This is a genomic window from Bacillus sp. AFS015802, from assembly GCF_002561455.1.
Classification (GTDB): Bacteria; Bacillota; Bacilli; order Bacillales; family Bacillaceae_B; genus Rossellomorea.
Map to the genome: position 1 here is coordinate 21,270 of NZ_NTUP01000002.1, position 26,715 is coordinate 47,984.

Annotated in this window: 28 protein-coding genes and 1 riboswitch; of the genes, 16 read left to right on the plus strand and 12 right to left on the minus strand. The window is 45.8% G+C overall.

Annotated elements, in window-relative coordinates:
• Positions 1-105 precede the first annotated feature (105 nt).
• A riboswitch (SAM riboswitch) is annotated at positions 106-216 on the plus strand.
• A 132-nt stretch (positions 217-348) separates the two neighbouring features.
• Both CN378_RS00580 and CN378_RS00585 read left to right on the plus strand, forming a co-directional pair.
• Positions 349-1,596: a homoserine dehydrogenase gene (locus CN378_RS00580; protein WP_098349996.1), complete on the plus strand. Its 1,248-nt coding sequence runs from the start codon at positions 349-351 to the stop codon at positions 1,594-1,596.
• A 49-nt stretch (positions 1,597-1,645) separates the two neighbouring features.
• A complete protein-coding gene (locus CN378_RS00585; RefSeq protein WP_098349997.1) occupies positions 1,646-2,842 on the plus strand; it encodes an aspartate kinase in 1,197 nt (398 codons plus the stop codon).
• Between the two features lie 40 nt (positions 2,843-2,882).
• Here the strand turns inward: CN378_RS00585 and CN378_RS00590 are convergent, their stop codons facing one another.
• The gene (locus CN378_RS00590; protein WP_098349998.1) at positions 2,883-3,377 is read right to left on the minus strand and encodes a L,D-transpeptidase family protein; all 495 of its coding nucleotides are present in this window, start codon (positions 3,375-3,377) and stop codon (positions 2,883-2,885) included.
• Between the two features lie 118 nt (positions 3,378-3,495).
• Positions 3,496-4,134: a spore coat protein gene (locus CN378_RS00595; protein ID WP_098349999.1), complete on the minus strand. Its 639-nt coding sequence runs from the start codon at positions 4,132-4,134 to the stop codon at positions 3,496-3,498.
• Between the two features lie 141 nt (positions 4,135-4,275).
• Here CN378_RS00595 and CN378_RS00600 point away from each other — a divergent pair, with 141 nt between their 5' ends.
• Together CN378_RS00600 and CN378_RS00605 are read left to right on the plus strand one after the other, a co-directional pair.
• Positions 4,276-4,905, plus strand: a complete 630-nt coding sequence (locus CN378_RS00600) for a LysE family transporter (RefSeq protein WP_098350000.1) — start codon at positions 4,276-4,278, stop codon at positions 4,903-4,905.
• Between the two features lie 54 nt (positions 4,906-4,959).
• Positions 4,960-5,715, plus strand: a complete 756-nt coding sequence (locus tag CN378_RS00605) for a YqcI/YcgG family protein (RefSeq protein WP_098350001.1) — start codon at positions 4,960-4,962, stop codon at positions 5,713-5,715.
• Here the strand turns inward: CN378_RS00605 and CN378_RS00610 are convergent.
• Positions 5,712-7,028 (minus strand): amino acid permease, encoded by a 1,317-nt coding sequence (locus tag CN378_RS00610; protein ID WP_098350002.1) that lies wholly within the window; start codon positions 7,026-7,028, stop codon positions 5,712-5,714. The two genes, CN378_RS00605 and CN378_RS00610, sit on opposite strands and share 4 nt — an antisense overlap.
• Before the next feature lie 126 nt (positions 7,029-7,154).
• Between CN378_RS00610 and CN378_RS00615 the strand changes: the two genes are divergently transcribed.
• Both CN378_RS00615 and CN378_RS00620 read left to right on the plus strand, forming a co-directional pair.
• Positions 7,155-8,102, plus strand: a complete 948-nt coding sequence (locus CN378_RS00615; protein ID WP_098350003.1) for an arginine deiminase family protein — start codon at positions 7,155-7,157, stop codon at positions 8,100-8,102.
• Positions 8,103-8,189: 87 nt separating this feature from the next.
• Positions 8,190-8,591 (plus strand): DoxX family protein, encoded by a 402-nt coding sequence (locus CN378_RS00620; RefSeq protein WP_098350004.1) that lies wholly within the window; start codon positions 8,190-8,192, stop codon positions 8,589-8,591.
• A gap of 233 nt (positions 8,592-8,824) precedes the next feature.
• On the opposite strand, the gene CN378_RS00625 is transcribed toward CN378_RS00620, so the two are convergent.
• A complete protein-coding gene (locus CN378_RS00625) occupies positions 8,825-10,468 on the minus strand; it encodes a M4 family metallopeptidase (RefSeq protein WP_098350005.1) in 1,644 nt (547 codons plus the stop codon).
• A 343-nt stretch (positions 10,469-10,811) separates the two neighbouring features.
• Between CN378_RS00625 and CN378_RS00630 the strand changes: the two genes are divergently transcribed.
• Positions 10,812-11,702, plus strand: a complete 891-nt coding sequence (locus CN378_RS00630) for a TIGR01777 family oxidoreductase (RefSeq protein WP_098350006.1) — start codon at positions 10,812-10,814, stop codon at positions 11,700-11,702.
• Positions 11,703-11,743: 41 nt separating this feature from the next.
• Here the strand turns inward: CN378_RS00630 and CN378_RS00635 are convergent, their stop codons facing one another.
• Positions 11,744-12,121, minus strand: a complete 378-nt coding sequence (locus CN378_RS00635; protein WP_098350007.1) for a winged helix-turn-helix transcriptional regulator — start codon at positions 12,119-12,121, stop codon at positions 11,744-11,746.
• Between the two features lie 357 nt (positions 12,122-12,478).
• Between CN378_RS00635 and CN378_RS00640 the strand changes: the two genes are divergently transcribed.
• A complete protein-coding gene (locus CN378_RS00640; RefSeq protein ID WP_098350008.1) occupies positions 12,479-13,459 on the plus strand; it encodes a zinc-binding dehydrogenase in 981 nt (326 codons plus the stop codon).
• A 38-nt stretch (positions 13,460-13,497) separates the two neighbouring features.
• On the opposite strand, the gene CN378_RS00645 is transcribed toward CN378_RS00640, so the two are convergent.
• Positions 13,498-14,253 carry a sugar phosphate isomerase/epimerase family protein gene (locus CN378_RS00645; RefSeq protein WP_098350009.1) on the minus strand — a complete coding sequence of 252 codons (756 nt, stop codon included), beginning with the start codon at positions 14,251-14,253 and terminating at the stop codon, positions 13,498-13,500.
• Positions 14,254-14,263: 10 nt separating this feature from the next.
• Positions 14,264-14,698 carry a MarR family winged helix-turn-helix transcriptional regulator gene (locus CN378_RS00650; protein ID WP_257140955.1) on the minus strand — a complete coding sequence of 145 codons (435 nt, stop codon included), beginning with the start codon at positions 14,696-14,698 and terminating at the stop codon, positions 14,264-14,266.
• Between the two features lie 206 nt (positions 14,699-14,904).
• On the opposite strand from CN378_RS00650, the gene CN378_RS00655 reads away from it, so the two are divergent.
• The gene (locus CN378_RS00655; RefSeq protein ID WP_098350160.1) at positions 14,905-16,065 is read left to right on the plus strand and encodes an MFS transporter; all 1,161 of its coding nucleotides are present in this window, start codon (positions 14,905-14,907) and stop codon (positions 16,063-16,065) included.
• A 125-nt stretch (positions 16,066-16,190) separates the two neighbouring features.
• Entirely contained in the window at positions 16,191-16,346 is a 156-nt protein-coding gene (locus CN378_RS00660; protein ID WP_079532121.1) for a DUF1540 domain-containing protein, read from the plus strand.
• Between the two features lie 98 nt (positions 16,347-16,444).
• Here the strand turns inward: CN378_RS00660 and CN378_RS00665 are convergent, their stop codons facing one another.
• The 3 genes from CN378_RS00665 to CN378_RS00675 form a co-directional block, all read right to left on the minus strand.
• Positions 16,445-17,653, minus strand: coding sequence for an MFS transporter (locus CN378_RS00665; RefSeq protein WP_098350010.1), 1,209 nt, complete (start codon positions 17,651-17,653; stop codon positions 16,445-16,447).
• A 156-nt stretch (positions 17,654-17,809) separates the two neighbouring features.
• The gene (locus CN378_RS00670; RefSeq protein ID WP_098350011.1) at positions 17,810-18,481 is read right to left on the minus strand and encodes a 5'-methylthioadenosine/S-adenosylhomocysteine nucleosidase family protein; all 672 of its coding nucleotides are present in this window, start codon (positions 18,479-18,481) and stop codon (positions 17,810-17,812) included.
• A 76-nt stretch (positions 18,482-18,557) separates the two neighbouring features.
• Positions 18,558-18,872 carry a winged helix-turn-helix transcriptional regulator gene (locus tag CN378_RS00675; protein ID WP_098350012.1) on the minus strand — a complete coding sequence of 105 codons (315 nt, stop codon included), beginning with the start codon at positions 18,870-18,872 and terminating at the stop codon, positions 18,558-18,560.
• Between the two features lie 161 nt (positions 18,873-19,033).
• Between CN378_RS00675 and CN378_RS00680 the strand changes: the two genes are divergently transcribed.
• The gene (locus CN378_RS00680) at positions 19,034-19,882 is read left to right on the plus strand and encodes a VOC family protein (RefSeq protein WP_098350013.1); all 849 of its coding nucleotides are present in this window, start codon (positions 19,034-19,036) and stop codon (positions 19,880-19,882) included.
• 225 nt (positions 19,883-20,107) lie between these two features.
• Entirely contained in the window at positions 20,108-21,085 is a 978-nt protein-coding gene (locus CN378_RS00685; RefSeq protein ID WP_098350014.1) for an LLM class flavin-dependent oxidoreductase, read from the plus strand.
• Between the two features lie 94 nt (positions 21,086-21,179).
• On the opposite strand, the gene CN378_RS00690 is transcribed toward CN378_RS00685, so the two are convergent.
• Both CN378_RS00690 and CN378_RS00695 read right to left on the minus strand, forming a co-directional pair.
• Positions 21,180-21,407, minus strand: coding sequence for a spore coat protein (locus CN378_RS00690; protein ID WP_098350161.1), 228 nt, complete (start codon positions 21,405-21,407; stop codon positions 21,180-21,182).
• A gap of 420 nt (positions 21,408-21,827) precedes the next feature.
• On the minus strand, positions 21,828-22,910 hold the full coding sequence (locus CN378_RS00695; protein WP_098350015.1) for an MBL fold metallo-hydrolase: 1,083 nt from the start codon (positions 22,908-22,910) through the stop codon (positions 21,828-21,830).
• Between the two features lie 286 nt (positions 22,911-23,196).
• On the opposite strand from CN378_RS00695, the gene CN378_RS00700 reads away from it, so the two are divergent.
• Genes CN378_RS00700 through CN378_RS00715 form a run of 4 tightly spaced genes read left to right on the plus strand, consistent with a single transcriptional unit; the run spans position 23,197 to position 26,714 of the window.
• Positions 23,197-23,901 (plus strand): response regulator transcription factor, encoded by a 705-nt coding sequence (locus CN378_RS00700; RefSeq protein WP_098350016.1) that lies wholly within the window; start codon positions 23,197-23,199, stop codon positions 23,899-23,901.
• Complete coding sequence (locus CN378_RS00705) at positions 23,891-24,943, plus strand: sensor histidine kinase (RefSeq protein ID WP_098350017.1); 1,053 nt, start codon at positions 23,891-23,893, stop codon at positions 24,941-24,943. Before CN378_RS00700 ends, CN378_RS00705 begins: the two co-directional genes overlap by 11 nt.
• The gene (gene msrB, locus CN378_RS00710; protein WP_098350018.1) at positions 24,940-26,082 is read left to right on the plus strand and encodes a peptide-methionine (R)-S-oxide reductase MsrB; all 1,143 of its coding nucleotides are present in this window, start codon (positions 24,940-24,942) and stop codon (positions 26,080-26,082) included. Before CN378_RS00705 ends, msrB begins: the two co-directional genes overlap by 4 nt.
• The gene (locus CN378_RS00715) at positions 26,079-26,714 is read left to right on the plus strand and encodes a Crp/Fnr family transcriptional regulator (RefSeq protein ID WP_098350019.1); all 636 of its coding nucleotides are present in this window, start codon (positions 26,079-26,081) and stop codon (positions 26,712-26,714) included. Before msrB ends, CN378_RS00715 begins: the two co-directional genes overlap by 4 nt.
• Position 26,715: the final 1 nt, after the last annotated feature.

Sequence of the window (26,715 nt, forward strand, 5' to 3'; positions counted from 1 at the left end):
TAGAAAGAATTTTTAAAAAATAACAAAAACGGTATTGACGGAGGAATGAATCCCCTATATAATCCAATTCATACCCAAAAAGCATGTGAAAACAAAACGTTATATCTCTTATCAAGAGCGGCGGAGGGATAGGCCCGATGAAGCCCGGCAACCTGCAGGATCAGACTGTAAAGGTGCCAATTCCTACAGATTCCATATGGATCTGGAAGATAAGGGGAGGAGCATACATACTAAGCCCTCTTCTTACAGGAAGAGGGCTTTTCTTTATACCCTCTTTCTCCCACGCCCCGTGGATCTTCAGGCAGGAAGGAATCAATCGATGTAAATCCGATAAAAGGAGGCTGAATGATGTCAGCGATAAATGTGGCGCTTCTGGGCTTTGGAACAGTTGGTCAAGGGGTATATGAAGCAATCGATACTCATCAGGAGAGATTGAAGGAAGTACTCGGTAAAGAGGTGAAGATACGGGGCATCCTGATCAAGGATCCCACTAAACAGAGAAAGATCGATTCATCCATTAAGGTGACGACAGAATTTAAAGATATTCTCGACATCCCGGATCTCCATGTGATCCTTGAAGCGATTGTTGGGGAAGAGCCGAGTTATACGTATTTAACGGCAGCCGTTGAGAAGGGGATCCACATCGTCACGGCCAATAAAGCCATGTTCGCTAAATTCGGTCCCGACCTTTTGGAGAAGGCTTCAAATCATGGGGTATCCGTTGGTTTCGAAGCGACCACTGCCGGGGGGATCCCGGTCATCGGTGCCATCCGCCAACTTTTGAAGGTCAATGAGATCAGCTGCATTCAAGGCATTCTGAATGGGACTTCCAACTTCATTTTATCTCAAATGAGAAAACGGGGTCTTTCCTTTGACACAGCCCTGAAGCAGGCACAGGAGAAGGGGTATGCAGAAGCGGATCCGACGAGTGATGTCGAAGGATATGATGCCTTTTATAAGCTTCTGATCTTAAGCCAGACCGCCTTTGGCGGGCAGCCTGACTGGAAGGATATCACACGGGAAGGGATTACGCATTTGACAGCGGAATGGCTTCAGGCAGCCGAGTCCTTCCGGTTGAGGTTTAAACATGTAGGTGCTTTGGAACGGGACGGATTCAATCGCATCAAGGGGGTCGTTGAACCCATCCTCGTCCACGAAACCCATCCTTTTTACGGAGTGGAGGATGTGGAAAATGCAGTTTCACTGAAAGGGAGTCTGGTAGGGAGAGTCACACTGCTAGGACCCGGCGCGGGTAAATGTCCGACGGGAAGTGCCATGGTGGAGGATTTTCTTTCGCTGATGGAAGGGAAATACACCAATTACCCGAACACCACGGTGGAAAGTGGTGATGTTCAAGAAGGAAGCAGCCAACAATGGGTCTTAAGGTTCCGGGAAAAGGAAGAGTATCAAAGCTGGATTTCACGGTTCACGTTAAAGGACCGCATTCAGCTTGGTGGTTATCTTTACGTATTTATCGAGGGAAGAAAAGAGGACCTCCAATCCCTTCTTCACGCACATGAACAGATTCAGGCTGTGTCCATCTTAAACGAAATTCCTCTTGAAAACGAAGTCAAGGAAGGTGCTGTCGTTTCCTGACGGCTTTGATAACATAAGCAAACAGATCTGATAGAAAGTAGGGGATCACTTGAGTATCGTCGTACAGAAATTTGGTGGAACCTCTGTAGGTTCTACGGATCGAATGAAACGGGTGGCCGGTTATATCGTCAAGGAAAAAGAAAAGGGAAACGATGTGGTGGTCGTCGTATCGGCGATGGCCAAAACGACGGACACCCTTGTGAAACTGGCGGGAGAACTTTCCGACGGATCTTGTAAAAGGGAGATGGATATGCTCCTTTCGACGGGAGAGCAGGTCACGATTTCCCTTCTCACGATGGTCCTGCAGCATAGGGGAGTGGAAGCCGTTTCCCTGACAGGAAGGCAGGCGGGGATTCAAACCGATGATGTCTTCGGCAATGCCAAGATCACCTCCATCGATACAGGAAGGATTAAGTCGGAGTTATCAATGGGACGGATCGTGGTGGTAGCCGGTTTCCAGGGCGTCACAAAAGATGGTGAGCTCACGACATTGGGGAGGGGAGGCTCGGATACGACGGCAGCGGCACTCGCTTCAGCCCTGCATGCAGATCGATGCGATATTTATACGGATGTAGACGGGGTGTATACCTCAGATCCGAGAGTGGTATCACGGGCGGCCAAGATTGATGGATTATCTTATAATGACATGCTCCGGTTTGCCACGATGGGTGCCAATGTGCTGCATCCGAGGGCGATTAAGCACGCAAGGGAGCACCATGTACCTTTGATAGTCCGTTCTAGTCTGGAAGAGGGACGGGGAACCGTCATCAGTGGGAAAGTCCAAAGAAATGAAGCCATAGTAGGCGTAGCCCTCCAGGAAGAGGTTTCCGTCCTTACGATCCATGGCTGTGATGGTGGGGAATCCTTGATCCTCTATGATCTTGATTCTCATCATATCGAAACAGAAAGGATCAAGCATCGGCAGGACCTGGCCCTGATCATTAAAGATCAGGATGTGCAGGCGGTGAAGAAAATCGTCACACAGTACCATCAGGCATACACTCATTTTGACATCAGGGAGGATGTATCGAAGGTATGCGTGATTGGAAGCATCCACTCTTCAGGGGAAGTAAAAGAGAAGGTCTCCAATGTTTTTCATGATTATCATATTGGAAAGGTGTCGGTATGGGAATCGTCAGTGGGTCTGAGTGCCCTGGTCGATCGCTCGGATGTTGAAAAGGCCGCGAGAATCCTTCATATGCACTTTGGACTGGATTATGTAGAATCCAAACGAGCGGTTCTGTAGAAGAAAAGCGTATAGTCACTCTCTATACGCTTTTTTCATTTTATGGAGTGATTAAGACCGGCGTACCGATTGGAATGAGTTCCGAGAGCTCCTCTACATCTTTGTTATTCATTCGTATACACCCTCTGGATACGGCTTTTCCTATTGAACTCGGGTTATTGGTACCATGGATTCCGTAGCTTTCTTTTGACAGACTCATCCACATCGTTCCAAAAGGGCCCCCTGGATTCGGTGCTTTATTAATGATGATGAATTCCCCGATGGGGGTTTCAAAGAGAACCCTTCCCACTGCGATGGGGTATTGCTTTACTTGAACACCATCTTTGAATAATTGGAGTGTACGGTTGTTTACCGACACTTGAATTCTGTAGGGATTCCCGGTGGTATCGGGGATTCCGGGAATGGTAATTGTCTGTCCAGGGTATACTTGATCCGGATTGATACCAGGATTCGCATCCACGATGAGAGGCAGCGGCGTCCGGTAATCCCTTGATATCTGACCAAGAGTCTCTCCTGTCTTTACTGTATGAATCAATGAAACACACCTCCCACTATCACTTTCTTTCCATTCTATGTATGGGGGAGGAAGTGGTTCAATGGGCTCACAAATAAAAAAATGCCCGCATCAATGAAGGTGCAGGCACAGATAGCTATTATTGGGGAAGATTCTGCTGTGGAGCAGTTGTATAGCTTTGCAGCATAAGGTTCATATCCTGTTCATTCAGTTGAGGAACCTGATAGTAACCATGCTTATTTTGATAAAGGAATATTTCATAACTCATTTCGATGAAGTTCGGTACACTGTCTGCTACAACACGGCGCAATACGGGATTCGTCATCTCGAGAGCCGTCATGGCAAGAAGTGTAGACAGGGATTTGGTCTGTCCGAGCATATAAGCAGACAAGCCTTTATCTGAAAGCTCACTGACGGACTGATTCGGTTTTTTCGGTGCTCCCGGCTTGATTCCGTATGTGGTGGTATGGTTTTGGGTCATTTTATACTGCTGTGTCGGGACCTGTGGATCATGTCCGCTCGAAAAACTTCCCACAATTGAGTTGTACATAGTCGTCACAAAAGAAGTTTGCCGCTTTAGAATATCTTTTAACTCCGGATCCTGGATGTGCTGATCATACATTTGATATTGGTCCAGCATGCTGATGACACCTGCGATGACTTCGTGGGCATCGAACAGCTCATGACCTCCATGGTCCTTACTTTGAGTGTTCATCATATTCGGTGGCATTTGAGCCCCGGGTTGTGGCGCCATATTGGATTGGTTTTGATTTTGCATTCTCGTTCCTCCTCGGATGTAATGGTTTCGATGATTAGAATAACCGCAACAGATAAAATTATGTATGACTCCCGTATTGGTCTAATACTTCTTAGCCTGTCCGAATACAATAGAGAGAAGTCAATTTGAAGGTGGTCGGATATGAGTATATTTATAAGTTATATCGTTTTGGGTCTATCCCTCTCTGCACCCATGGGGCCGATCAATGCCGCTCAATTGGACAAGGGGATCCGCTTCGGTTTTTTCCATGCCTGGCTGATCGGACTTGGGGGGATGGTAGCGGATGGGGTCTTTATGCTCCTCATCTATTTTGGGGTAGCTCAATTTATCGATACACCGGTCATTAAATTATTTTTATGGATCTTTGGCTTTTTTGTGTTGACCTACACGGGAATTGAAAGCATCCAAAAGTCGGGATCTCTTGAAGCAACCTCCCAGCAAAGTCAAAGTGAAACGAAAGGAAAAGCGTTCCGCACCGGCTTCTTTATGGCCATTTCGAATCCATTGAGCATTTTATTTTGGCTTGGCATCTATGGTTCGATCCTTGCACAGACGTCAAGCTCTTATCAATCAGGACAGATTCTGTTGTACAGCTTGGGGATCTTCCTCGGGATCACGCTTTGGGATGTGACGATGGCGGGTGTCGCGACGGGTGCCAGGAAGCTCGTGAGTCCCGGGATCCTTCGAGTCATCTCCATTGTATCCGGTATCGTTCTGATGGGATTTGGCATTTATTTCGGCGTCCAGGCTTGCAGGTTAATATTTGGCTAGACAGACACCCACTTTGGTCCCTCCTAATAGGATAAATGAGTAATCTTAGGAGGGATCGCCTACATGCTATGCTCAAAAAGTTGGATCGATCAACACATGGAAGAACTCACCCCATGGCAGCAAGAAGCCTATGGCCACTTCTCGGCAATGATGTGCGATGAGGAACATCCATATCCATGCGTACCAGGCAAACAAGGCTTTCAAACGGATACATTGCGTTTCGGATTCGCAGAAGATCCCCGAAACGAAGGGGCATCAGAGAAGCTTGCGTCCCTATTGAAAGAATACGGTCAAATGTCAAGGAGCACGGGAAAATACGCATCTCTTGTTGTGTTTTTTCATTCGGGGGAGGCCGATTCAGAAAACCACTCCGTCGAATCGTATCAACAGATTTTCTGGAGTCTGTTGAATCGGGTGCATCAGTTGGATGAAAAAAAGTGGCCGGACCATATCTCCAAGGATCCCCACGATCATACATGGGAGTTTTGTTTTGACGGTGAGCCCTATTTCGCCTTCTGTGCGACACCTGCCCACATTGTCCGGAAAAGCCGCCACTTCCCTTATTTTCTGTTAGCCTTCCAGCCGCGCTGGGTGTTTGATGAAATCAATTCTTCTACGGCATTCGGTCAGAAACTGAAGAAAGTCATCCGCAAGCGGCTTGTCGAATATGACGAAGCCGAGCCTCATCCAAGCTTGAAATGGTACGGACAGGAAGATAACTATGAGTGGAAGCAATATTATCTCACCGATGATGATTCTTCCATGAGCAAATGCCCTTTTTCCCATATGCATAAGAAAATGAAGAGTTAAGGCTCATGCTTAACTCTTTTTTCTTTTATAAATGCAGCCAGTCCGATCAGCAGGATGAATCCGAGACTGACAAAGAAGCCAACCCGGCTCACTTGATCAAGAAGGGTACCGCTGATTGCGAACAGGATCAGGAGCAGGGCGATGATGGACCGGGTCAAATCCCAGGCTGTTTTGCTCATGAGCTTATGAAAGGAAGCCAGAATGAACACCCACGTATAAAGAAGCATCAGACCGGCAGCGGTCGTTACATATTCAAACAGTTTATCCGGAAGCAGCATGGCAACGACAATGGACAACGCAACGACCAATGTGGTCAGTCCAAAAGCCGGCAGCGGGACCTTCCATTTCCCCTTTTTGGCAAAGACAGCCGGAGCATCGCCTTCTTCCGCCAATGCAACAAGCATCGTCGTGACGGCATATAAGGAAGCGACCATGGTGGAAAACCCTGCAATGATCAAAATGGAATTAAAGACGTGCGGCACCCAGGGAATATTATACTGTTTAAGGGCAGTGAGAAACGGGCTCTCATTTGGATCGATCCTGCTTGCCGGCACAAGCTTCAAAACGAGATAAAAGGAAAGAAGATAAAGGGCCGTTAAGATCAGGAGCATGATATTCCCTGATTTCGGGGCATCCTTTGGATCTTTCAATTCCTGTGCCATCAATCCCATTACTTCAATGCCCCCGAATCCATAAAAGGCAAACAGCAGCGCGAGCCATAATCCTTTTCCTCCGTGTGGAAGGATTTCCTTAAAGGGGGAGTGAATTTCCCCGCCCGCAGCCCCGTCCCCAAGAAAACCGAACATAGCGAAACCTGCAATGATGATGAACATCACGATGGCGGCTGCTTTCATCACCCCGAACATATTCTCCATCTGCTCCACTTTCCGGACCCCCATCAGGATGATCATTAAACCGAGAATGGCAAATCCTGCGGTGAATATCCAAAGTGGGACTCCGGGGAACCAAAATTGAGCGAAAAGCGCGAGAGCCGTCAACTGGCTCCCCATGATCAACATCTCGGCAGACCAATACACCCATCCATTGCTGAACCCTGCCCAGGAACCGTAGGCCTGTTTTGCATATGTCCGGAATGAGCCTTTCTCCGGGTGCTCCGCCGTCAATTTGGCAAGGGCCTGGAACACCATCCATGTTCCGATACCGGCCACGAAATAGGCAATGAGAACCGAAGAACCGGCCCGCTGAATCGGGATCGCAGAACCAAGGAAGTATCCCGTTCCGATGATGCAGCCTACACCGATGAAAGAGAGCTGCCACCATGAAAGATTTGTTTGATTCGTACACTTACTCATATTTCTTCACCTGACCTTTATCCTTCATAGTGTGACGTAGGATCTCCTGAATTATGTGCAGAGTGTCGGGATGATTTCCATGAAAAAGGAGAAAGTAAGGAATACTGAAAACAAGGAGGTTGGCTGATGGAAAAGATTCATCCGAATTGCTGGAGTGAACATGGGGAATTGAAGACGGTCATGGTATGTTCACCTTCCTCACTCGATATACCCGATCAACGGACGGCGGATTATGTAGGGTGGGAAAAACCGGTGGACCAGGAAAAAGCGAAACAAAACCACGAAGAGATGATCCGGGCAATGGAAGACGAGGGTGTAAGGGTCATAGATTACTCCCGGTACCTTAAGGATGAAGCTGCCGGGCTGAATCCCATGCTCATTAACCGTGTTTTTGTAAGGGATCTGGCCTGTGTATACGGGAATACGGTGATCCCGGGTGATGCAGGCATTACAATGAGAGCCCCTGAATATGTCCACAGTCATGAATTGTTTCGAACCTGGTTTGATGAAAGTACGTTTTCCATTCAGGATAATAACCGATTGAAGGCACTGGAGAATGGGGATGTATTCGTATTGAACAAGGATGCTGTCTTCATCAATACCGGTTTGAGGTCCAGTATTGAAAGCGTCGAAGAAATGAAGGGGAAGATCTTTCAGGCGGGATTTTCAGAAATCGGCATCATCGATCTGCCCCGGACAGGGGAAACGATGCATCTCGATATGAATTGTAATGTAGCAGGTGCCGATCTCCTCATTGCCAAAAGTTATATGAGATTGTTCCCTGTACAAGTAATTTCAGAAAAGGGCGGCAGATACGTGATGATGGAAGACTTCATCCAGCGTCAGGGCTTCGACGTTCTATGGACGGATGACGTAAAGCATACGGTCGCGGATATCAATTTCCTGAACCTGAACCCGGAGACCCTGCTTGTGAGCACGAAAGCCAATAAGAAGATATTGAAGGATCATCCAGGGTTGAAAGGTATAAAACTGATTGAAGTGGATGTGAACGAGCTTGAAAAAGGCGGGGGCGGGATCCGGTGTATGACCCTTCCTTTTGAACGGCGCGAATAATCCCTCTCCATGATCTCCCTTACTATAGCAGCGAAGTGATCCAAATCGTATGCTCGGTCGTTAGCTAATGAAAGAGGAGTGTTGGAGATGAACAATAGAGTAGAGTGGTCCCTTCTCATTGGAAGGGTCATATTAGGAATGATCATGGTCGCACATGGATTGCAAAAAATAATGAATATGGAACAAACCATCAGGATGTTTGATCAAATCGGCTTACCGCCCATCATGGCCTATACTACAACCGTCATAGAAGCCGCAGGGGGGCTGATGTTGATCATCGGTTTCTATGTGATTCCATCAGCCGTGGCATTGGCGGTCACCATGTTGGGGGCGATCATACTGGTGAAATTTAAAATGGGCCTCATCGGCGGATATGAGTTTCCATTAGTGCTGTTGGCATTGTCTGTCATGCTTTCGATCACCGGAAGTGACAAGTGGTCCGTCATGAGTGTGCTTGATAAACAACGCCGGAAAGTCACCTCTGTATGATGATTACCGGCAGGGATAAAAGGAAAAGGAGAAGAGAGTCGACCCTCTTCTCCTTTTTCTTTTAAATATCAACACCATTTCCCGGGAAAGAAGTTGAAATTTGTCGTGATTGATCAGTGTATGACTTGACCTCCAAAAGATCATTAAACCGTCCTTTTTATTAATAATCTGAATCTCTCATAACAAGAAGCCGCCCCAAAAGGACGGCTTCTTGTCATATATCATGATCGAAATTAATACACTCCTACTGCATCCCATGCAGCTTTGACGGAATTGTAAGTAGAGCTTCCGCTTCCGTAAAGATCTGCAGCAGATTGAAGAAGGGCTGCACGTGCATAACTGAAATTACTTGTTGGTGTTAAGTAAACAGTAAGGGCACGGTAGTAGATTTTTTCCGCTTTTGCTTTCCCGATGCTTGTGATGGTGTTGTAAGCCGCTTTATTCGGGATACCGGAGTTTGTATGAACGCCTCCGTTATCGGAAGAAGTGTTCACGTAGTTGTTCATATGTTCCGGTTGTCCGTATTTAGCAGGATTCGATAGACTGCGAAGAGCGTCTCCTGAGATTCCTGGTGTGTACACATCTTCACCCATCAGGTAATCACCCGGATCTAAGAAGTAACCGAACACATCAGAGAATGATTCGTTCAGGGCCCCGGATTGATATTGATACTGTAATCCGGCAGTACGTTCCGTAACGGCATGAGTCAGCTCATGGGCAACGACATCCAGTGCGCCTGATAGGGATGTGAAAGTAGATCCGTCTCCGTCACCATATACCATCTGTGAACCATTCCAGAATGCATTATTGTAATTCGATCCATAATGGACAGTAGAGCGGATGGTGGCTCCGTTATTGTCGAAGCTATTGCGGTTATGTGTGTTTTTATAATAGTCATAGACTTTGCCTGCATATGCATGGGCATCTACATCAGCCGCTTGGGAATAAGCAGTCCAGGAGTTATTGCTGTCAACGGAATAGCTCCCCGGAAGGCTTGATCCATTTCTGGCCGTAAATGTCTCAATGACACCGTTCATTGGCTTTGTCACATCGTATAAGTAATAAGTACCGTTTGAAGAATAAGTATTGAGAGTTTTATAGTCATCTAAAACTCCGTAGCCGCTTCCTGTCGTTGCTGCATCAGTGACAGCGTTGAAAGCTTCGACAATGGAACCGTCACTAGCGTCCACATAAATCTGCCAGTTCGCTCCATAAGGCTCGATGAATTGAAGCTGCACTTTATACGCGAGGGTGAACTTCCCGTCTTTTTCATGGATGACAAGATCATTTTTCACGTTCGTGCTTTCCACTTTACTTTCTTTCTTCGCATCAATGGAGTGCTCGTTTTGAGTTCCTGACACTGTGTCGGCTTTAGATAGACCTATATGCTTCCAAGCTAGATCTGTAGCCGATTTTTGATTGATTGTTGATTTTGTCTTGGTCACCTTTTTAGAGGCTTCCTTGTAAAGTTGACCCGTCGTAGCCGTCACTTCATTCTTTTTATTTGTATGGACAATGAAGATGGCTCCTTCAACTGGAACACCGTCCACTGATTGCGTGAATCGATAATGAGACATTCCCAGATCATCTGTCGTCTTTTCCAGTAATGTCAGTTCAGAATGGGGATCGATGGCGAAAAGATCTTTATTATCCTTTATGAACTGCTTCACGTCTTGATCGTTCTTTACAATTCCTTTTGATAGTTTACCAGATAAAAAGCTTGGCCCTTTTTTATCTATGTTCATGACCTTTTGATGGATCTCCATTTTTGAAGTAATAGAATCTGAAGACTGGGCGAATGCGGAAGCACCCGTAAAGGAGGCGCTGAATACAAGAGAAGTACCTAGAGCTAAACTGACTAATTTCTTTTTCGACATAATTACAATTTCCCCTTTTGATCTTAGATTTTGGAAATAGCTATTTCTTTTGCCCCGGTGGCTAATTAGTAGTCTAGTAAAAAATGAGAGGGTTGACAATGAAATAATTGGTAATTATCAGTAAATTTGAAATATTTAGTGTTTGTTAATGTCGATATATAACAAATTTGAGGTGAATTTCTGCGATTATCTATTCCATTCATGAAAAAATATTTTTCTAGGAATATTCCACTATTTTTTGTGCATGGGGCAATCAAGAAAAATCAGGTTTAAATGAGTGACAGGATTTGGTATAATAAATGTGAATAATTTCACAAAATATACGATGAAATGAGCTGATACGGTGGAGAAGAAAATCGTCATAGCAGGGGGAACAGGTTTTATCGGACAGTATCTTAAGAAGAAATTTCTTGAGAGAGGCTATAAAGTAACCATCATTTCAAGACAGCCTCACCATGTATCCTGGGATCGTCCCACCGATATTGTTCAGTCACTGGAAGGAGCGGAAATGCTCATCAATCTTGCCGGAAAGTCAGTCGACTGCCGGTACAATGAGAAAAATAAAGCGGAAATCTTCAGGTCCAGGACGGAAACCACGATTACATTGGGGAATGCCCTTTTACAGTGTCAAAATCCCCCGCCATTATGGATCAATTCCAGTACGGCAACGATCTACCGTCATGCAGAGGACCGGCCCATGACGGAAGAAGAGGGCGAAATCGGTACGGGCTTTTCCGTTGACGTAGCAAAAGCATGGGAGGAAGCATTCTTCTCCATTTCGTTACCGGCAACCAGGCAGGCGGCCTTAAGAATCGCCATCGTATTAGGACCGGATGGCGGTGTGATGACACCCTATAAAAATCTGGTCAAATACGGTCTTGGCGGGGTACAGGGTCCAGGCGAGCAGAGATTCAGCTGGATTCATGTGGAAGACGTGTTCCGGACCATTCTTTTTCTGAATGAGAAGAGGGACCTAACTGGAGTCTTCAATTGTTCGTCCCCAAATCCAGTCACCAATCGCGAATTCATGGCACACTTAAGGACGGTGATGAACAAGAAGGTAGGACTCCCGACCCCGAAATGGATGCTTGAAGCAGGTGCCCTGTTTATCAAAACGGAAACCGAACTGGTCCTGAAAAGCAGATGGGTCATCCCTGAACGATTGGAAAAGGAAGGATTCGTCTTTCAATATGATACAGTGGAAAAGGCACTGGGGCAGATTCTCTCCAAGTAATGATGAAAGGACTTGTCCACGGTGGACAAGTCCTTCTGGTGCTACTGATCATTCTCCATGAAATTATATGTCGTCCAGCAGCGATTCATCTCGATCCCTTCTTGCTCCGCATATTCATCACCCCATTTACACATTTCAAAAAGGGTGGTTTGCAGCTTCTTCCCCATCTCAGTCGTGGAATATTCCACTTTCGGCGGGACTTCCTGATAAACGGTACGCTTTACAAGGCCGTGCTCCTCCAACTCACGGAGCTGCTGGGTAAGCATCTTTTGCGTGATGTTCGGCATGGACCTCTTCAGTTCATTAAATCGTTTCACACCTTCATTTAAATTCCACAGTATCAAGACCTTCCATTTACCTCCGATCACATCGATCACAAGGTCAATGGCACATTGGTATTGGGGGTTCAGTTGTTTCATATGGGTACCTCCTTGGTTTTTGCAGGATTTGTCAGCTGAAAAATGTGCGGGATTCATCTGTTAACATTCTTATCTTTTTTAACAGGTAAAGATAGAGGGTTTTTTAACAGTCAAATAATCAACATAATTCAGCTGTTGAAAATCAGACTGTATTCACCTGCTGAAAAACACCCGGAAATCAGCAGCTGAATAATTAGACAAATTCAACAGCTGAACCAACCATTCTTATTGAGCCCAGGTTTCTATTCGGTAACTAGGATACTAAATAGTGCCTACTTGTATTCTTTATTAACAGTATATATTATATACCATGAAGACAAAATAATGAATATATACTCTTGTAAGGAGATGACTATAATGAAAGCATTGCTTTTAAAAGATAAAGGTTTATGGAAAGACATGAAGGTGGAGGAAATCGAAACGCTTTCACCGCAAAAAGGAGAACTTCTCGTGGAAGTCCACGCGGTCGGATTGAACCCGGTTGATTATAAAACAGCCACGAATGGGATGTCTGCCTGGTCCTATCCGCATATCCTCGGTTTGGATGTAGCGGGTGTGGTGTCACAAGTCGGTGAGGGAGTGACAGATTTCAAAGAGGGAGACCGTGTCGTTTATCATGGTGATTTCACGAAGAAAGGCGGATATGCAGAATATGCCATTATAACGGCACATACCGTTTCACGCATCCCGGACAGCGTGTCCTTTGAAGATGCGGCGGCACTTCCTACTGCAGGTTATACGGCGTATCAGGCCATTCACCGCAAATTACCCCTTGATCAGATCGAAACGATCTTGATTCACGGGGGTGCAGGTGGAGTAGGCGGATTCGGTGTCCAGCTGGCGAAACTCGCAGGAAAGACTGTCATCTCCACCGCTTCCCGTCATAATCATGAGTATGTGAAGTCACTCGGAGCCGATTATGTCATCGACTATCGTGAAGAAGACGTCAATGCGAGGGTCATGGAAATCACGGATGGCCGTGGGGTGGACGCTGTCGTGGATGCTGTCAGCAGACAAAGCGCGACAGACTCTCTTGATGCACTCGCCTATATGGGTCATATGGTATACATCGCCGGTGCACCTGATTTCACGAAAGTCCCATCATTTACAAAAGTGGTTTCCTATCACGAAATCGCTCTTGCAGCGGCACATCAAACCGACGACTTTAAAGCGCAGAGAGATTTTACCGTCATCGGGGATGAGATGCTTACCTTATTGGAACAAGGAAAGTTGGATGCGATGCTGAAGGAGACGGTTGCTCTTGAAGAAGTCCCGGGAGCTCTGAGCCGTTTATCTGAACGCCATGTAAAAGGTAAAATCGTAGCGAAGCTAAAATGATTTAAAGGAGAGCCGTTCATCGGGCTCTCCTTTGTACGTTATACGTTGTTGTGACGCAAGTATTCAAGACTCATCCGGACGCTGTCGATGGGTGGGATCCTGGACTGGTCCTGTTCGACAATCCACCAGTCCACATCACTATGCCTGCCAAACTCCAGGACAGGGGCGAGGTCCACACCACCAGCACCCAATTCGGCAAAAAATTGTTCTCCATCCGTCGTCATATCCTTTAAGTGGACAAGCGGCGTCCGCCCCTGGTAACGCTTCAGCCACGTCAACGGATTTTCCCCGGCGTAGGTAAGCCAATAGAGATCGAACTCCGCTTTGACCCAATGGGGGTTGGTTTCAGAAAGGATCGTCCCGAGTGCCGTTTCCCCGTTTGAGAGCTTCGTTAATTCGAAATCATGATGGTGATAGCAAAGGGTGAGTCCTTCGTTGAAACACTTTTCGCCAATGGAGTTCAGGTCATCGATCAATCGGAAATAATCTTCCTCGCTCCGTTCTTCAGGCGGCAGATATGGGCATACGATGTAACTGCTGCCGAGCTCAAGCTGATCATGGATCACGGCATCCCCATTGCTTCTTAGCTCAGAGAGGGGAATATGACTGGAGACGGCCCGGAGTCCCAGGTCATCGAGTACCCCTTTTAGCTCTTTCGGGGAAAATCCCCCATATCCGGCGAGTTCCACACCTTCATAGCCCAACTCAGCCACTTTTTGCAGTGTACCGATGAAATCTTTTTCCGCCTCGTTTCGAAGTGTATACATTTGGAGGGCAATTGACATTTGTTTCATCCCAACACTCCTATCCTCTTGTGATGTTCGCGTTGATTTGAGAAAGAACGCTCTTATATACTTCTAATTCCTCTTCGGAAATTCCTCTAAGAATCGTGCCTTCATATAAGCTTTCGATAAAAGGGGAGAGCTCGTCCTTCGCTGTCATTCCTTTTTCTGTGATGAAAATAAGGAAAGATCTTCTATCCTCGGTGTTTTTCTGTTTGTAGATCAGTTCTTTTCTTTCCAAAATATCCAGTATCCTGGTCACGGTCGGCTGGTCTTTTTCTGCCTTCAGGGCAAGCTGTTTTTGGCTGATCCCATCCTGTTCAGCCAGTGTCTTCAACACCGTCCACTGCTCGGGCGTCACATCGAATTCTTTCAGATGGAGGGTGAGGAATCGAATGATATTCTTCACTGTGTGGCTTGTGTACAAGCCGATGGATTCATCTCGGGATATGGTCACTAATATTCACCTTCTACATTCATTTCTTCTCCTTATCATACATGAAAAAAGAGATATTTTGAGAACGAATTTCAAAATGATTGTCACAACAACTATATTTACAAATATACATGTTATAGATATAATTAGTATAACAACTAATTTGACAGAGGAGAATTTTTTTGGATCATTCAACGAAACAAACGATTTGGACACGGCCTTTTTTTATGGCGTTACTGAATAATTTTTTCATCTTTTTAGTGTTTTACTCATTGTTGACCGTCCTGCCCCTATATGTGATCGATGAACTTCATGGGACAGAAGGGCAGGCGGGGCTTGCGACGACGGTTTTCTTGATATCGGCGATTATCGTGAGGCCATTTTCGGGGAAAATCATTGAGCTTCTGGGCAAGAAAAAGACGCTGATCATGAGTGTGCTCATGTTTGGTGTCTCTTCATTCATTTACTTCTGGGTCCATGATTTTTATCTTTTAATGGGGCTCCGCTTTTTCCATGGTATCTGGTTCAGCATCGGCTCGACGGTCCTGGTGGCGATAGCCGCAGATATGATCCCAGCCCACAGGAAGGGAGAGGGGCTTGGCTATTTTGCCATGTCCATGAACTTGGCGGTTGTGGTCGGACCGTTCCTTTCGTTAGCCCTCATCCGGTGGATCCCGTACAGTTCATTGTTTATGGGGCTTGCATGGGTCATCGTCATCGGATTTCTCTGTTCATTTGCCATTCAGGTGAGAGAGGATGACGCGGTCGAACGGAGTATATCGAGGCGCCTGACCTTTAAGGATTTAATGGAAGTGAAAGCCATTCCGATTGCATTGGTCGGTTTCCTGACGTCATTTGCCTACTCGGGAATCATGTCCTTCATCTCCGTTTATGCGAAGTCTGTCGGTCTGTTCGAATCGGTCAGCTTATTCTTCGTCGTCTTTGCAGCGGCCATGCTGTTGTCCCGGCCATTTACAGGACGGTTATTTGACCAGTCAGGACCACATGCCGTCATCTATCCGTCCCTTTTTATCTTTGCGATCGGATTGATCCTTCTGAGCGTCACCCATTCCGTCACGTTATTATTGATGGCGGGGACCCTCATCGGCCTTGGTTATGGTGCACTGCTTCCAAGCTTCCAGACCATGTCCATCCAGGCCGCGCCTAAAAGGAGAACAGGACATGCGACGGCCACTTTCTTCATTTTTTATGACCTGGGGATTGCCGTCGGCTCATTTGTGCTGGGGCTCGTTTCCTCACATCTCGGTTTCCCGTCCCTGTATATGATTTGCAGCGGGGTGGTACTCGTAACTGTCGCAGCGTATAAACTCGTAACAAAAAGAAAGAAAGACTCCGTGGATCATACGGTGAAAGCAGTGGAATTGTAGGGTTTAAAAAGGGGGACTTACTCTATGCGGGTAAGTCCTTTTTTGAATGGCCAAGATCTTAAAGTGAAGGTATGAAGCTGAGATGAAACGTACACTCTAATGGTACAGGGGAGGTGTAAAAAACCATGGCACAAGACGTATTATGTGAAGTTAGCAACTGCAGGTACAACAGTGAAGGAAAGAAGTGTTCTGCTGACCAGATTTTCGTTGTCAGTCATAAAGGGAACAAAGCGCACAACAGCGAAGAAACGGATTGCAAAACATTCGAACCGGGTATGTAAGAGGAGAGAAGGCAACCATAGGCGTGGTTGTCTTCTTTTTATATAGTATTGATAATAATTCTCAATGTTATACAAAAAAGCCCACAAATAGTTGTGAGCTAACTTGCTTGTTCGGATAAAGCAGTCGTTCTGTGCTGTCTGTATTTCGAGTAGAAAAGCCCTGTCATCACAAGGGAGAGGATTCCGAATAAAAACGTCATGATCTGTAACCCGACAAGATCTAATAAGAGACCTGTTAAAAGCAGGACAACTTGGAAGATCAGCCGGTCTAGCATATTCCGGAACGAAAAGAAGCGTCCGTGAAATTCTTTCGGGATCCGTGTTTGAAAAATGGTGGCAGCTGTCGGGAAGAAGCACCCTACAGAGAAGCCGAACACAGTGAAGGCAAGCACCGACATGACAGGACTTGTAGCAAAATAAAGAAGCATTTGCGCAATCCCGATGACAAAGCTGAAGGTGAACAGAATCTTATATGGCGAAACGTTCTCACCGATTTTTTTCACTACAAATGCGCCAGTCATAAAAGCGATTCCCTCAGCAGTATAAATCCATCCTTTAATGGCGGAACTATCCTGAAGTTCACTGATGTTGATGACCATCAAGTTGAATCCGCCGATAAATAATAGCGGGATGAGTGTCATCACGAGGGTCATGAACACGATGGGAAGCCCTTTGATGACCGGAAACACTTCTTTGAAGCTTGCGGCTTTAGGCTTGTTGCCTTGCGATTTGACATGTGTCGTCTCATTTTCGTCGATGGTCAGGAACCAGGTCATGCCGAACAGGGCAAGATAAGCTATCAGCGAAAGAACATACAGCATCGATAAAGAAATGATCACCAGCAGGATTCCCGCTAATGCCGTCCCGAGGATCCTTGAAAGAGTCGCCACATTCATATGCACCCCGTTCATCTGCAACAGTTCCTTCTCTTTCACCACCATCGGAATGGCAGCCTGAAGGGCAGGGAAATAGAAGGCAGCAGAGATTTGGATACTGACTAAAAAGACGACCATCCATAGTACCGAGCCCGTATATATAGCGAAGAGCATGAAAACGACACTGAGTGCCCGTGTGAATCCAGATACAAGCATCACGGTTTTTTTATTAGCCTGATCCGTTATTTTGCCGGCCAAGGGACCGACAGCAAGGCCGGCCAGGAGGCCTGAAGCTAACAGGACCGACTTCAGGAAATCAGAAGGCACCTTCTCTTGCATAAACTCCAAGTTTCCGATGATTCCGAGCCATAATCCAAGCCCGGCAATGAATTCCCCGATCAATAATATCCACACATTCTTATTTTTCCACATAGTAGGTCCGTCCCTCGCAGTCGATTTATTTCGTTACTCTAAATATACTATGGTGGGGGTGGGAAGGGAATGGTTTTTTGTTGGGGGAGGGTGTGTTTTATGGAGAATATAATGATCAGTAAAAAAACCAGAGCCAATGACTCTGGATTTTTAAGATTAGATAAATCTACTTAAATATTCGCCCAATATTTTGTTCATCACTTTGGGTGTGTTTTCTAAATAAACATTAATCTGTGCCATGTTTGACTCAAATTTATCAGAGGTTCCTTCATCTGTTGGAAAATCAGATATGCCCTTAATAATGATGCATTCAACATCATTCTTCCTGCATATATAAGCAATGGCACCCGCTTCTGTATCGGCTATGGTTATTTCGTTTTCTTTAAGTTCTAAATAATCCTTCCACATAACGACTGCTTTATCAGCGGTGCCAATTGTTCCGGTGTAAAAATCATTTCCGTATTTGGATAGATCAATATCGACTATAAAGGATTGTTTAATAAGAGGCTCGACTTCTTTTACTGTGCAATCATATTGAACGGCTTTATCAGGTACAAAAATATCCAAATTACTGAACGTATCGTCTATTCCTGCACATGTTCCGGCAACGATAACTTTCGTTAAGTTGAATTTAGAAATCATATACTGATTACCACCAACACCATTCACTTTTCTTACACCGGTACTATAAAAAACCAGTTCGGTATCATGCATTCTTCTTATGAAATACTCACCATAAGGATAATTAAAACGTTCATGATCTTTTATGCTAAAATACTCCAATGTCGCTTCATATTCCCACTTTGTTGCTATACTTATTCCTATCATCGACTTATTACCCTGCAAATATAGAAGTTTTTATTTTTCTCACCCAAAAAGGAGCCCATTAATAACAAACGGGCTCTCATTCCCTTTCAATCCACTTCTGGGACCACTTCTCTATATTCTTCATTAAAGGCTCTAAAGAATGTCCTTTCTTTGTTAACGAATATTCAATCCGCACCGGTGTTTCAGGATAGACGGTCCGTGTAACGATTCCTTCTTGTTCAAGATCCTTTAATCGCTCGGATAGAAGTCTGCCACTGATACCTATTGCGTCTTTGATGGTGCAGTTCCGTTGGGGACCGGAAAGCAGTTGATATATGATGAGTCCCGTCCATCGCTGACTTAAGATGCCTATCGCTTTTTCAAATCGTGGACATATTTCAGATTGGTTCATCTTCAATGCCTCCTTTAATCATGGCAATTCTAATTTGTAGTATACCATATAACGGGTAATAGGGTAATTTAATTACTTGACGGAATTTAGTTATTAAATTAAAATTAGTTACATAAAGTAACTTAATTCAATACGTCTAAACATAAATCGGAGGAACCATAATGAACTTTCATAAAGAACCACATACGTTTGTTGGGGAAGTGAGCCTGATCGTACAAGATTTGAAGCGATCTCTTTCTTTTTACAAGGAAGTGATCGGGTTTAAAGTGCTGGAGCAATCAGAAAAACGGGCCACTTTAACGGTTGACGGTATTCACTCTCTGTTATCCATTGAAGAGCTTGAAGAAACATTTCCTAAAGAACCCCGGACGACGGGGTTATATCATTTTGCTTTATTGCTGCCAAGTAGAGAAGATCTTGGTAAGATCCTCTCCCATCTGATCAAACTGAATATACAGCTCGGATCTTCTGATCACCTTGTCAGTGAAGCATTATATTTATCCGATCCTGATGGGAATGGAATCGAGATCTACAGGGATCGTCCAGCATCTGCCTGGACATGGCATGGTGATCAAGTCGAGATGGCTGTTAACCCGCTTGATGCACGGGGGATATTAGCCGAGGGGGAAGGGGAAGTATGGAATGGACTTCCTGCCGGTACAGTGATGGGGCACATTCATCTCCATGTATCGGATTTGAAGTCGGCGGAAGAATTCTACGGGAAAGGTCTTGGCTTTAACGTAGTAAGCCGTTTTGGGAGTCAGGCACTCTTCATTTCGACCGGAGGCTACCATCATCACATAGGATTGAATACGTGGAATGGTGTAGGCGCACCGGCTCCTTCTGAAAACAGTGCCGGCCTCAACTGGTTCACCCTTCATTTCACAGATGAAGAAAAGCGCAACAACATCATTCATAGTCTCCAATCCATTGGGGCCGCAATACAGGAGGATCACGGTAAAATCCTCACCGTGGACCCATCCGGCAACCACATCTATTTAAGCTTGTAAAGGGGAGGGACGGACCTCGTTTTTTGAGGTCCGTCCCTCTTTCTCTATTCTTCATAAATGTTGATACAGAGGGATTCATCTGGAGTTATTGTTAGTGTTTCCCGTGATATTCCAACGAAAAGCGAGGTCCGTCCCTCTAAGCAGCTTTTTTTGGTCCTTTAGATTTTAGTGGGATAATGTAAGTACATACTAGAGGAAATTCGGTTTACAGGAGGAGTGACATGGATGAAGTTGAGTGTATTGGATCAGTCTGTGATTGTGAGGGGAGGGGACGCAGGTACTGCGTTTCGGAATACAGTGGAGCTTGCACAGTATACGGAGGAATTAGGGTATACACGATTCTGGGTAGCAGAGCATCATAATACGAACGGCCTGGCGGGTTCTGCTCCCCAGGTATTGATTTCACATATTGCGTCCGTGACCAATACGATCCGGGTGGGATCTGGAGGTGTCCTCCTTCCACAGTATAGTCCGTACAAAATTGCGGAGGACTTCAAGGTGTTGGAAACTCTATTCCCCAATCGCATCGATCTTGGAATCGGCCGTTCCCCCGGTGGATCATATGAAACACGGATGGCTCTTACGGATGGATTGAAAAAGAGTATGAATGAGTTTCCGGGGCAGGTCGAGGCACTTCAGAATTACTTGCATCTCTCACCTGAACAATCCGTAAAGGCTTATCCCGACGCAGCATCTCCTCCACTTCCATGGATATTGGGCATCACCCATCGAGGTGCCAGGGTGGCAGCTGAAAAAGGCACGGCTTTTACCTTTGGTCACTTCATCAATCCGGTCAATGGGAAGCGGGCGATGGATTATTATCAATCCCGATTTCAACCATCAGCCTCATTAGCCCGACCCTTGAGCAATGTGTGTATTTTTGTCGTTTGCGCTCCAACCGAGGAGAAAGCAGAAGAAATGGCTCTTACACAAGACTTGTGGTTATTGGCTGTAGAGAAGGGGATTGATACTGAAATTCCTTCCGTAGAAGAAGCAAAGGCAAGAGTGTTGACATCGAACGAAAAAGAAAAAATAAAGGAAAACAGAAAAAGAACGATAGTCGGAACCCCTCAAAAAGTGAAGGAAGAACTCCAGATGCTAAGTGAAGTATATCAAACCGATGAATTTATGATCATCACCAATGTGTCGCAATTCCAAGACAAAGTAAGGTCGTATGAGTTGATAGCTGAGGCGATTCTCTAACTCCAAGGGATCGAAAAGGCGTGAAAACCTCTGAAAATAAGAAAAGGAACCTATGTCGCTTTCACGACCAGGTTCCCTTTCGATTTATATGAAATCAATAGTAATAAGGATATGGTGGATAGCCATAATACGGTGGAGGATATCCATACCCGTAACCATACCCATACCCGGGACTCAATAAAGCTGCTCCTAATAATCCACCGGCAAGTCCTCCCAAAAACGGACTGAAGCCAAATCCTGGTCTTCCGAATCCGCCAAATCCAAATCCCGGTCTACCAAAGCCGACCCGTCCGATAGGCCGGCGGACATCACCATAGTTTATAAAATGTCCGTTGCCTGTTGTATGAAAATCATTCAAAGCATAAAACCTCCTCTCTATCTAGGTTATGAGTATTCGTGTCAGAGAGAAATGGTATGGGCACATACCCAGATAAAGAGATTTTATAAAAATGACCGCAGAGGAGGATGACAACTAAAAAGGCCGTGTATGAAATCAGTCATCCTTGTAGAGCATTTGAAGTTGCTCTGCATTCTATAAATAGAATATGTAGAGCAACTTCAAGAAGAGGAACCTTTGGTTTGTACGAGAGCTGAAATAATGGCTCCGATCGCCTGAATCCAGCTGCCGACAACATTCAGGTTCCCACCCATGCACCGAACGTGGCTTTTTGCTCATTACCCATAGTTGATCGCCTACTTTTTCGTTCTTAGATAGTGTATATATATATGGGCAATGGTTTGTTCATTCCCACCATTTCGAAGATGGGAATGAATCACCTTCCACAAGGAATGTTTCCCCGATTTTAGGCGTTACAATGGGGACATCCCGTTCTTTTCCGCATATTGTGACGCGTTCAATCGGATCCGTCCATTCATGGAAAGATAATGTGAAAGCCCCCCAATGGATGGGAAGCAGCCATTTCCCTTTTATGTCAACATGGGCTTGGACGGTCTCTTCAGGGAGCATATGGATCGGTGCCCATCTTGGGTCATACTGGCCGCATTCCATCAGGGTTAAATCGAAAGGACCGTACAGCTCACCAATCTCTTTGAAATGCGGACCATACCCACTATCCCCACTGAAAAAGATGTTGGAGGAAATGCCGCTGATACACCACGAACACCATAAGGAAGCGTTCCGGTCATTCAGGCTTCTGCCGGAGAAGTGTCGGGCAGGAGTACAGGTCAATGTAAGGCCGGACCATTCTACTTCATCCCACCAATCAAGCTCTACGATGTGATCCGGCTTGATACCCCAACGCTCGAGATGACTTCCCACCCCAATCGGCACAAAGAATCGGTTTATTTTATTGCGCAGCCTTCGAATCGTGCCGTAGTCGAGATGATCGTAATGGTCATGGGAGAAAATCACGGCGTCAATGGGAGGTAGTTCACCAAATTGAAATGGAAGCTCCTTGCTAAATCGTTTTCCCCCGATCGACGGAAAGGGGGAAGGGGCTTTTCCAAACATGGGATCAAGCAAAATCCTCTTTCCATCGATTTCAATCATAGAGGCTGAGTGCCCGAACCAGGTTACATTCGTTACTGGATGGGGGTGAGATAAGGAAGGGAAGGGGACTCTTGGCAGGTCCCCATGCGGTTTGCGATTCCCGTTTCGTTTTACAAGGTCCCGTACCATGGACACAGACGAAGAAAAGCTTGAATCCAAGGAAGTGGGAATCTGATTTTGAAAGGATCCCCGGGAATACTGAGGTGAAGAGTGGACTCTTTCACCTGAAGGCTTCTTCCCGAATGCGGGATGATACTTCACAACCAGGAAGATGGTCAAAAGGATGGCGAAAAGCAATATAAGAGTAGTGATCATGAAGATTCTCCTTTTCGTTGGATATCTTTTACTATCGCAGATTCGTAAGAGCCTGTCCAAAAAGAAGGGGACGCATTTAAGAATTAGTTAAGAATTTCGTTAAGAAACGATAATGTTTAGTCTTTATACTGTTGTTCATGGCTATCATGGTAGGCAGGATCTAGAAGGAAGCCGATTCATCTTCGCAAGACTTTATGACAAACGATACAATGAAAATAAGCGGGTTTGCAGGAACCTTTGAGGGATCGCATCCCAATCAGAGGGATAGAAAGAAGGGACGATCAGAATGGTGAAGAAAGTGCTGTTGGTTGACGATGAAGAAAATATTGTGGATGTTTGTGCGCGCTATCTTGTCCGGGAGGGCTATGAGGTGATGGAGGCCTTTAACGGCAAAGAAGCCCTGGAGCGGTATGAATCGTTTCAGCCGGATATCGTCATCCTTGACATCATGATGCCTGAAATGGACGGGTGGCAGGTAGCCGAAAAAATAAGGGAAGATCATGACATCCCGATCATCATGCTGACAGCACTTGGCCAGGAGAAGGACCGGATTTACGGGCTGACGATAGGAGCGGACGATTATGTCACCAAACCTTTCAGCCCTCGGGAGCTGTTGCTTCGGGTCAAGAATGTGTTAAGAAGGACCCATTCTGCACCTGCAGGAAAAGACCCAGAGGTCCTGGAATGGGAAGGGTTGATCATTGACCCTCATAAACGGAAAGTGATCGCAGAAGGGCAGGAAGTCGACATGACGGTGAAGGAATTCGAACTATTGTCCCTCCTGGCCCAGCACCCTTCCCAAGTATTCTCGAAATCCCAACTGATCGAAACGTTATGGGGATATGAGTATTTTGGGGATGCCAATACGATCAATGTTCACATCCGCAGGCTAAGGGAGAAGATTGAGGTTGATCCATCCGCTCCAAAGTGGATTAAAACGGTATGGGGAATCGGCTACAAGTTCGAGGAGGCGAAGCACGTTGAAGATTAGGACCCTCCTGATTTTAGCCAACACGATTTCCCTTGTCGTGATTCTGATCTTCCTCACCATCTCGTATGTCCGGATGTTCATTTCTACCGATATCATCATCCTGCTTTCCCTCATTACATTGGGGGCAGGGCTGTTATCATTTGCTATTAATCTGATGATCACAAGCCCATTATTGAAATCTGTGAAGCAGATGAGCAGGGAAGCCGGGAAGATGGCGGGTGGCGACTTTGATGTGAAGGTGACGGAAGAGGGTCCCCGTGAAGTCAAAGAGCTCGCTGCCAACTTTAATAATATGTCCACAAGAATAGAAGAGATGTTTGGGGAATTAAAAGAATCGGAAAAATTCAAAAGTGAGCTGATCGCAAATGTATCACATGACCTCAGGACACCCCTGTCATCCATCCATTCCTTTGTAGCGGCTTTGAATGATGACATCATCGAAGATCCGGCAACAAGGAAGCGGTATTACGAAACCATTCTGTCCGAGACGGAAAAATTAAGTCTGTTGATTGAAGAGGTGTTGGAGTTTTCCCAGTTGGAAAACAGAAGGCTGAAATGGGATCCCAAGCCAACCGCGGTCGATCAGCTTCTTGTCAACAGTATTCTCCCGTTCGAGGGAAGGATGGAGAGGAAAGGGATCACCCTGAAAGTCGAGTACGATGAAAGGTTGCCACTCATTCCTTTAATGCCTGTCCAAATGAAAAGGGTGATGACGAACCTTATCCAGAATGCCCTTTCATTCTCGCCTGACCATACTGCCCTGGAAGTACGGGCTGTGAAAAAAGGAAAACAGGTGGAATGTTCTGTTACCGATCAAGGGAAGGGTGTCCCCCTCGATGAACAGTCTTCCATTTTCGAACGATTTTATCGGGTGGAGAAATCCCGTAACAAAGCCGGGGGAGGATCGGGCCTCGGCCTCTCGATCTGTAAGGAAATCATCGAGCTTCACGGCGGTGAAATCGGTGTGGAAAGTGACGGGCATTCGGGCAGTACCTTTTGGTTTCGATTACCTTTCGAAAATAGCAAGGAGGAGAGACGATGAAAAAAGGATTGATTGGCCTCGGACTCATACTTCTAGTGGGTCTGGCGGCATTTTTTGGACCGAAACTGTATGCAAGCGTGACCCAGAAATCGCTGGGGAGTGAAGCAGTGAAAACGGATATGATCGATGAAGATCATGCAGTCGCTACCTTTGCAGGGGGATGCTTCTGGTGCATGGAGCCACCTTTTGAAAAATTGGATGGCGTATACTCCGTCATCTCTGGATATACAGGCGGTGACGAGGAAAATCCAACCTATGACGAGGTTTCTTCCAAGCAGACGGGACACGTGGAAGCGGTCCAGATTGAATACGATCCTGACGTGATCACCTATGAACAGCTGTTAAAGGTTTTCTGGAGACAAATCGACCCGACCGATGCGGGGGGACAATTCGTCGATCGGGGACCCCAGTATGTCAGCGTGATATTCTATCATGATGAAGAACAAAGGAAGGCGGCAGAAGAGGCCAAGAAGGAACTTGAGGACTCGGGGCGTTTTAAAGAAAAAATAGTAACCGGGATACAGCCGGCTAAAACCTTCTACAAAGCAGAAGAGTACCACCAGGATTATTATAAGAAAAATAAATTTAGCTACAAATTTTACCGAAGTAATTCCGGCAGGGACGATTTTCTGGATGAAGCATGGGGGAAGGACCGGCATATCAAACTGGAAACCAATTCCCTTTATCCTTCTTTCACGGATGATGAATTAAAAGAAAAGTTGACGGAAATTCAATACAAGGTCACTCAGGAAGATGCGACAGAGGAAGCATTCGACAATGAATACTGGGATAACAAAGAAGAAGGCATCTATGTCGATGTGGTTTCGGGGGAACCCCTTTTCAGCTCGAAGGATAAATACAAAAGTGGAACGGGATGGCCGAGTTTCACCAAGCCCCTCGTTAAAGAGAATATTGTAGAAATAGAGGACCGGACGTTGTTCATGGTACGGACGGAGGTCAGAAGTAAACATGCCGATTCACATCTCGGACATGTATTTGATGACGGACCGAAACCAACGGGATTACGATATTGCATGAACTCGGCAGCCCTTCGTTTTGTACCGAAGGATGAGCTTCGGGAGCAGGGGTATGGTGAGTTTGTCTCTCATTTTGACACGAATGGGGAGGATGCGTCATGAATCCGGTATCTTTATTGCAACCGGCTTCCATGATGGAAAATCTTTTTGGAAGGGTCATCCACTACTCGAAAAAAGAAGTCGTTTACCAGCCTTTTTCGTTAAGCAAACATCTTTATTTAATTGAATCTGGAAAAATCAAACTATATAAAAATAGTGAGGATGGGCGGAAAACCCTCCTTATCGTTCTGGGAGCAGGAGACATCTTCAGTAATATCCCAAGTCTCAGTTTGGATGAAGAGGGGGTGTATGCAGAAACGATCGAATCCACCGCACTTCGCATGGTCTCTCATAAACAGGTGGATAGTTTGAAGGTCACTCATTCCATGGCCGTGACGGAAATCTATTCAGCCCTCAATCAACAAATGAAACAGCGGAATCTGTTCATGGAACGCATCATACATGCCCCCGTCAAAGAAAGGATTCTTTGTCTCCTCTCCTTTTTGATGAAACGATTCGGAGAAAGGCAGGAAAATCTGATCAAAATCGATGTTCCCCTTACCCATCAGGACATAGCAAGCTTCATCGGATCGACCAGGGAAACCGTCACCAGCCTGACAAAAGAACTGATCACAGAAGGCCACATCCAAAAGGTCGATAAGTATTATATGCTGAAAGGGACGGACCTTAACTGAA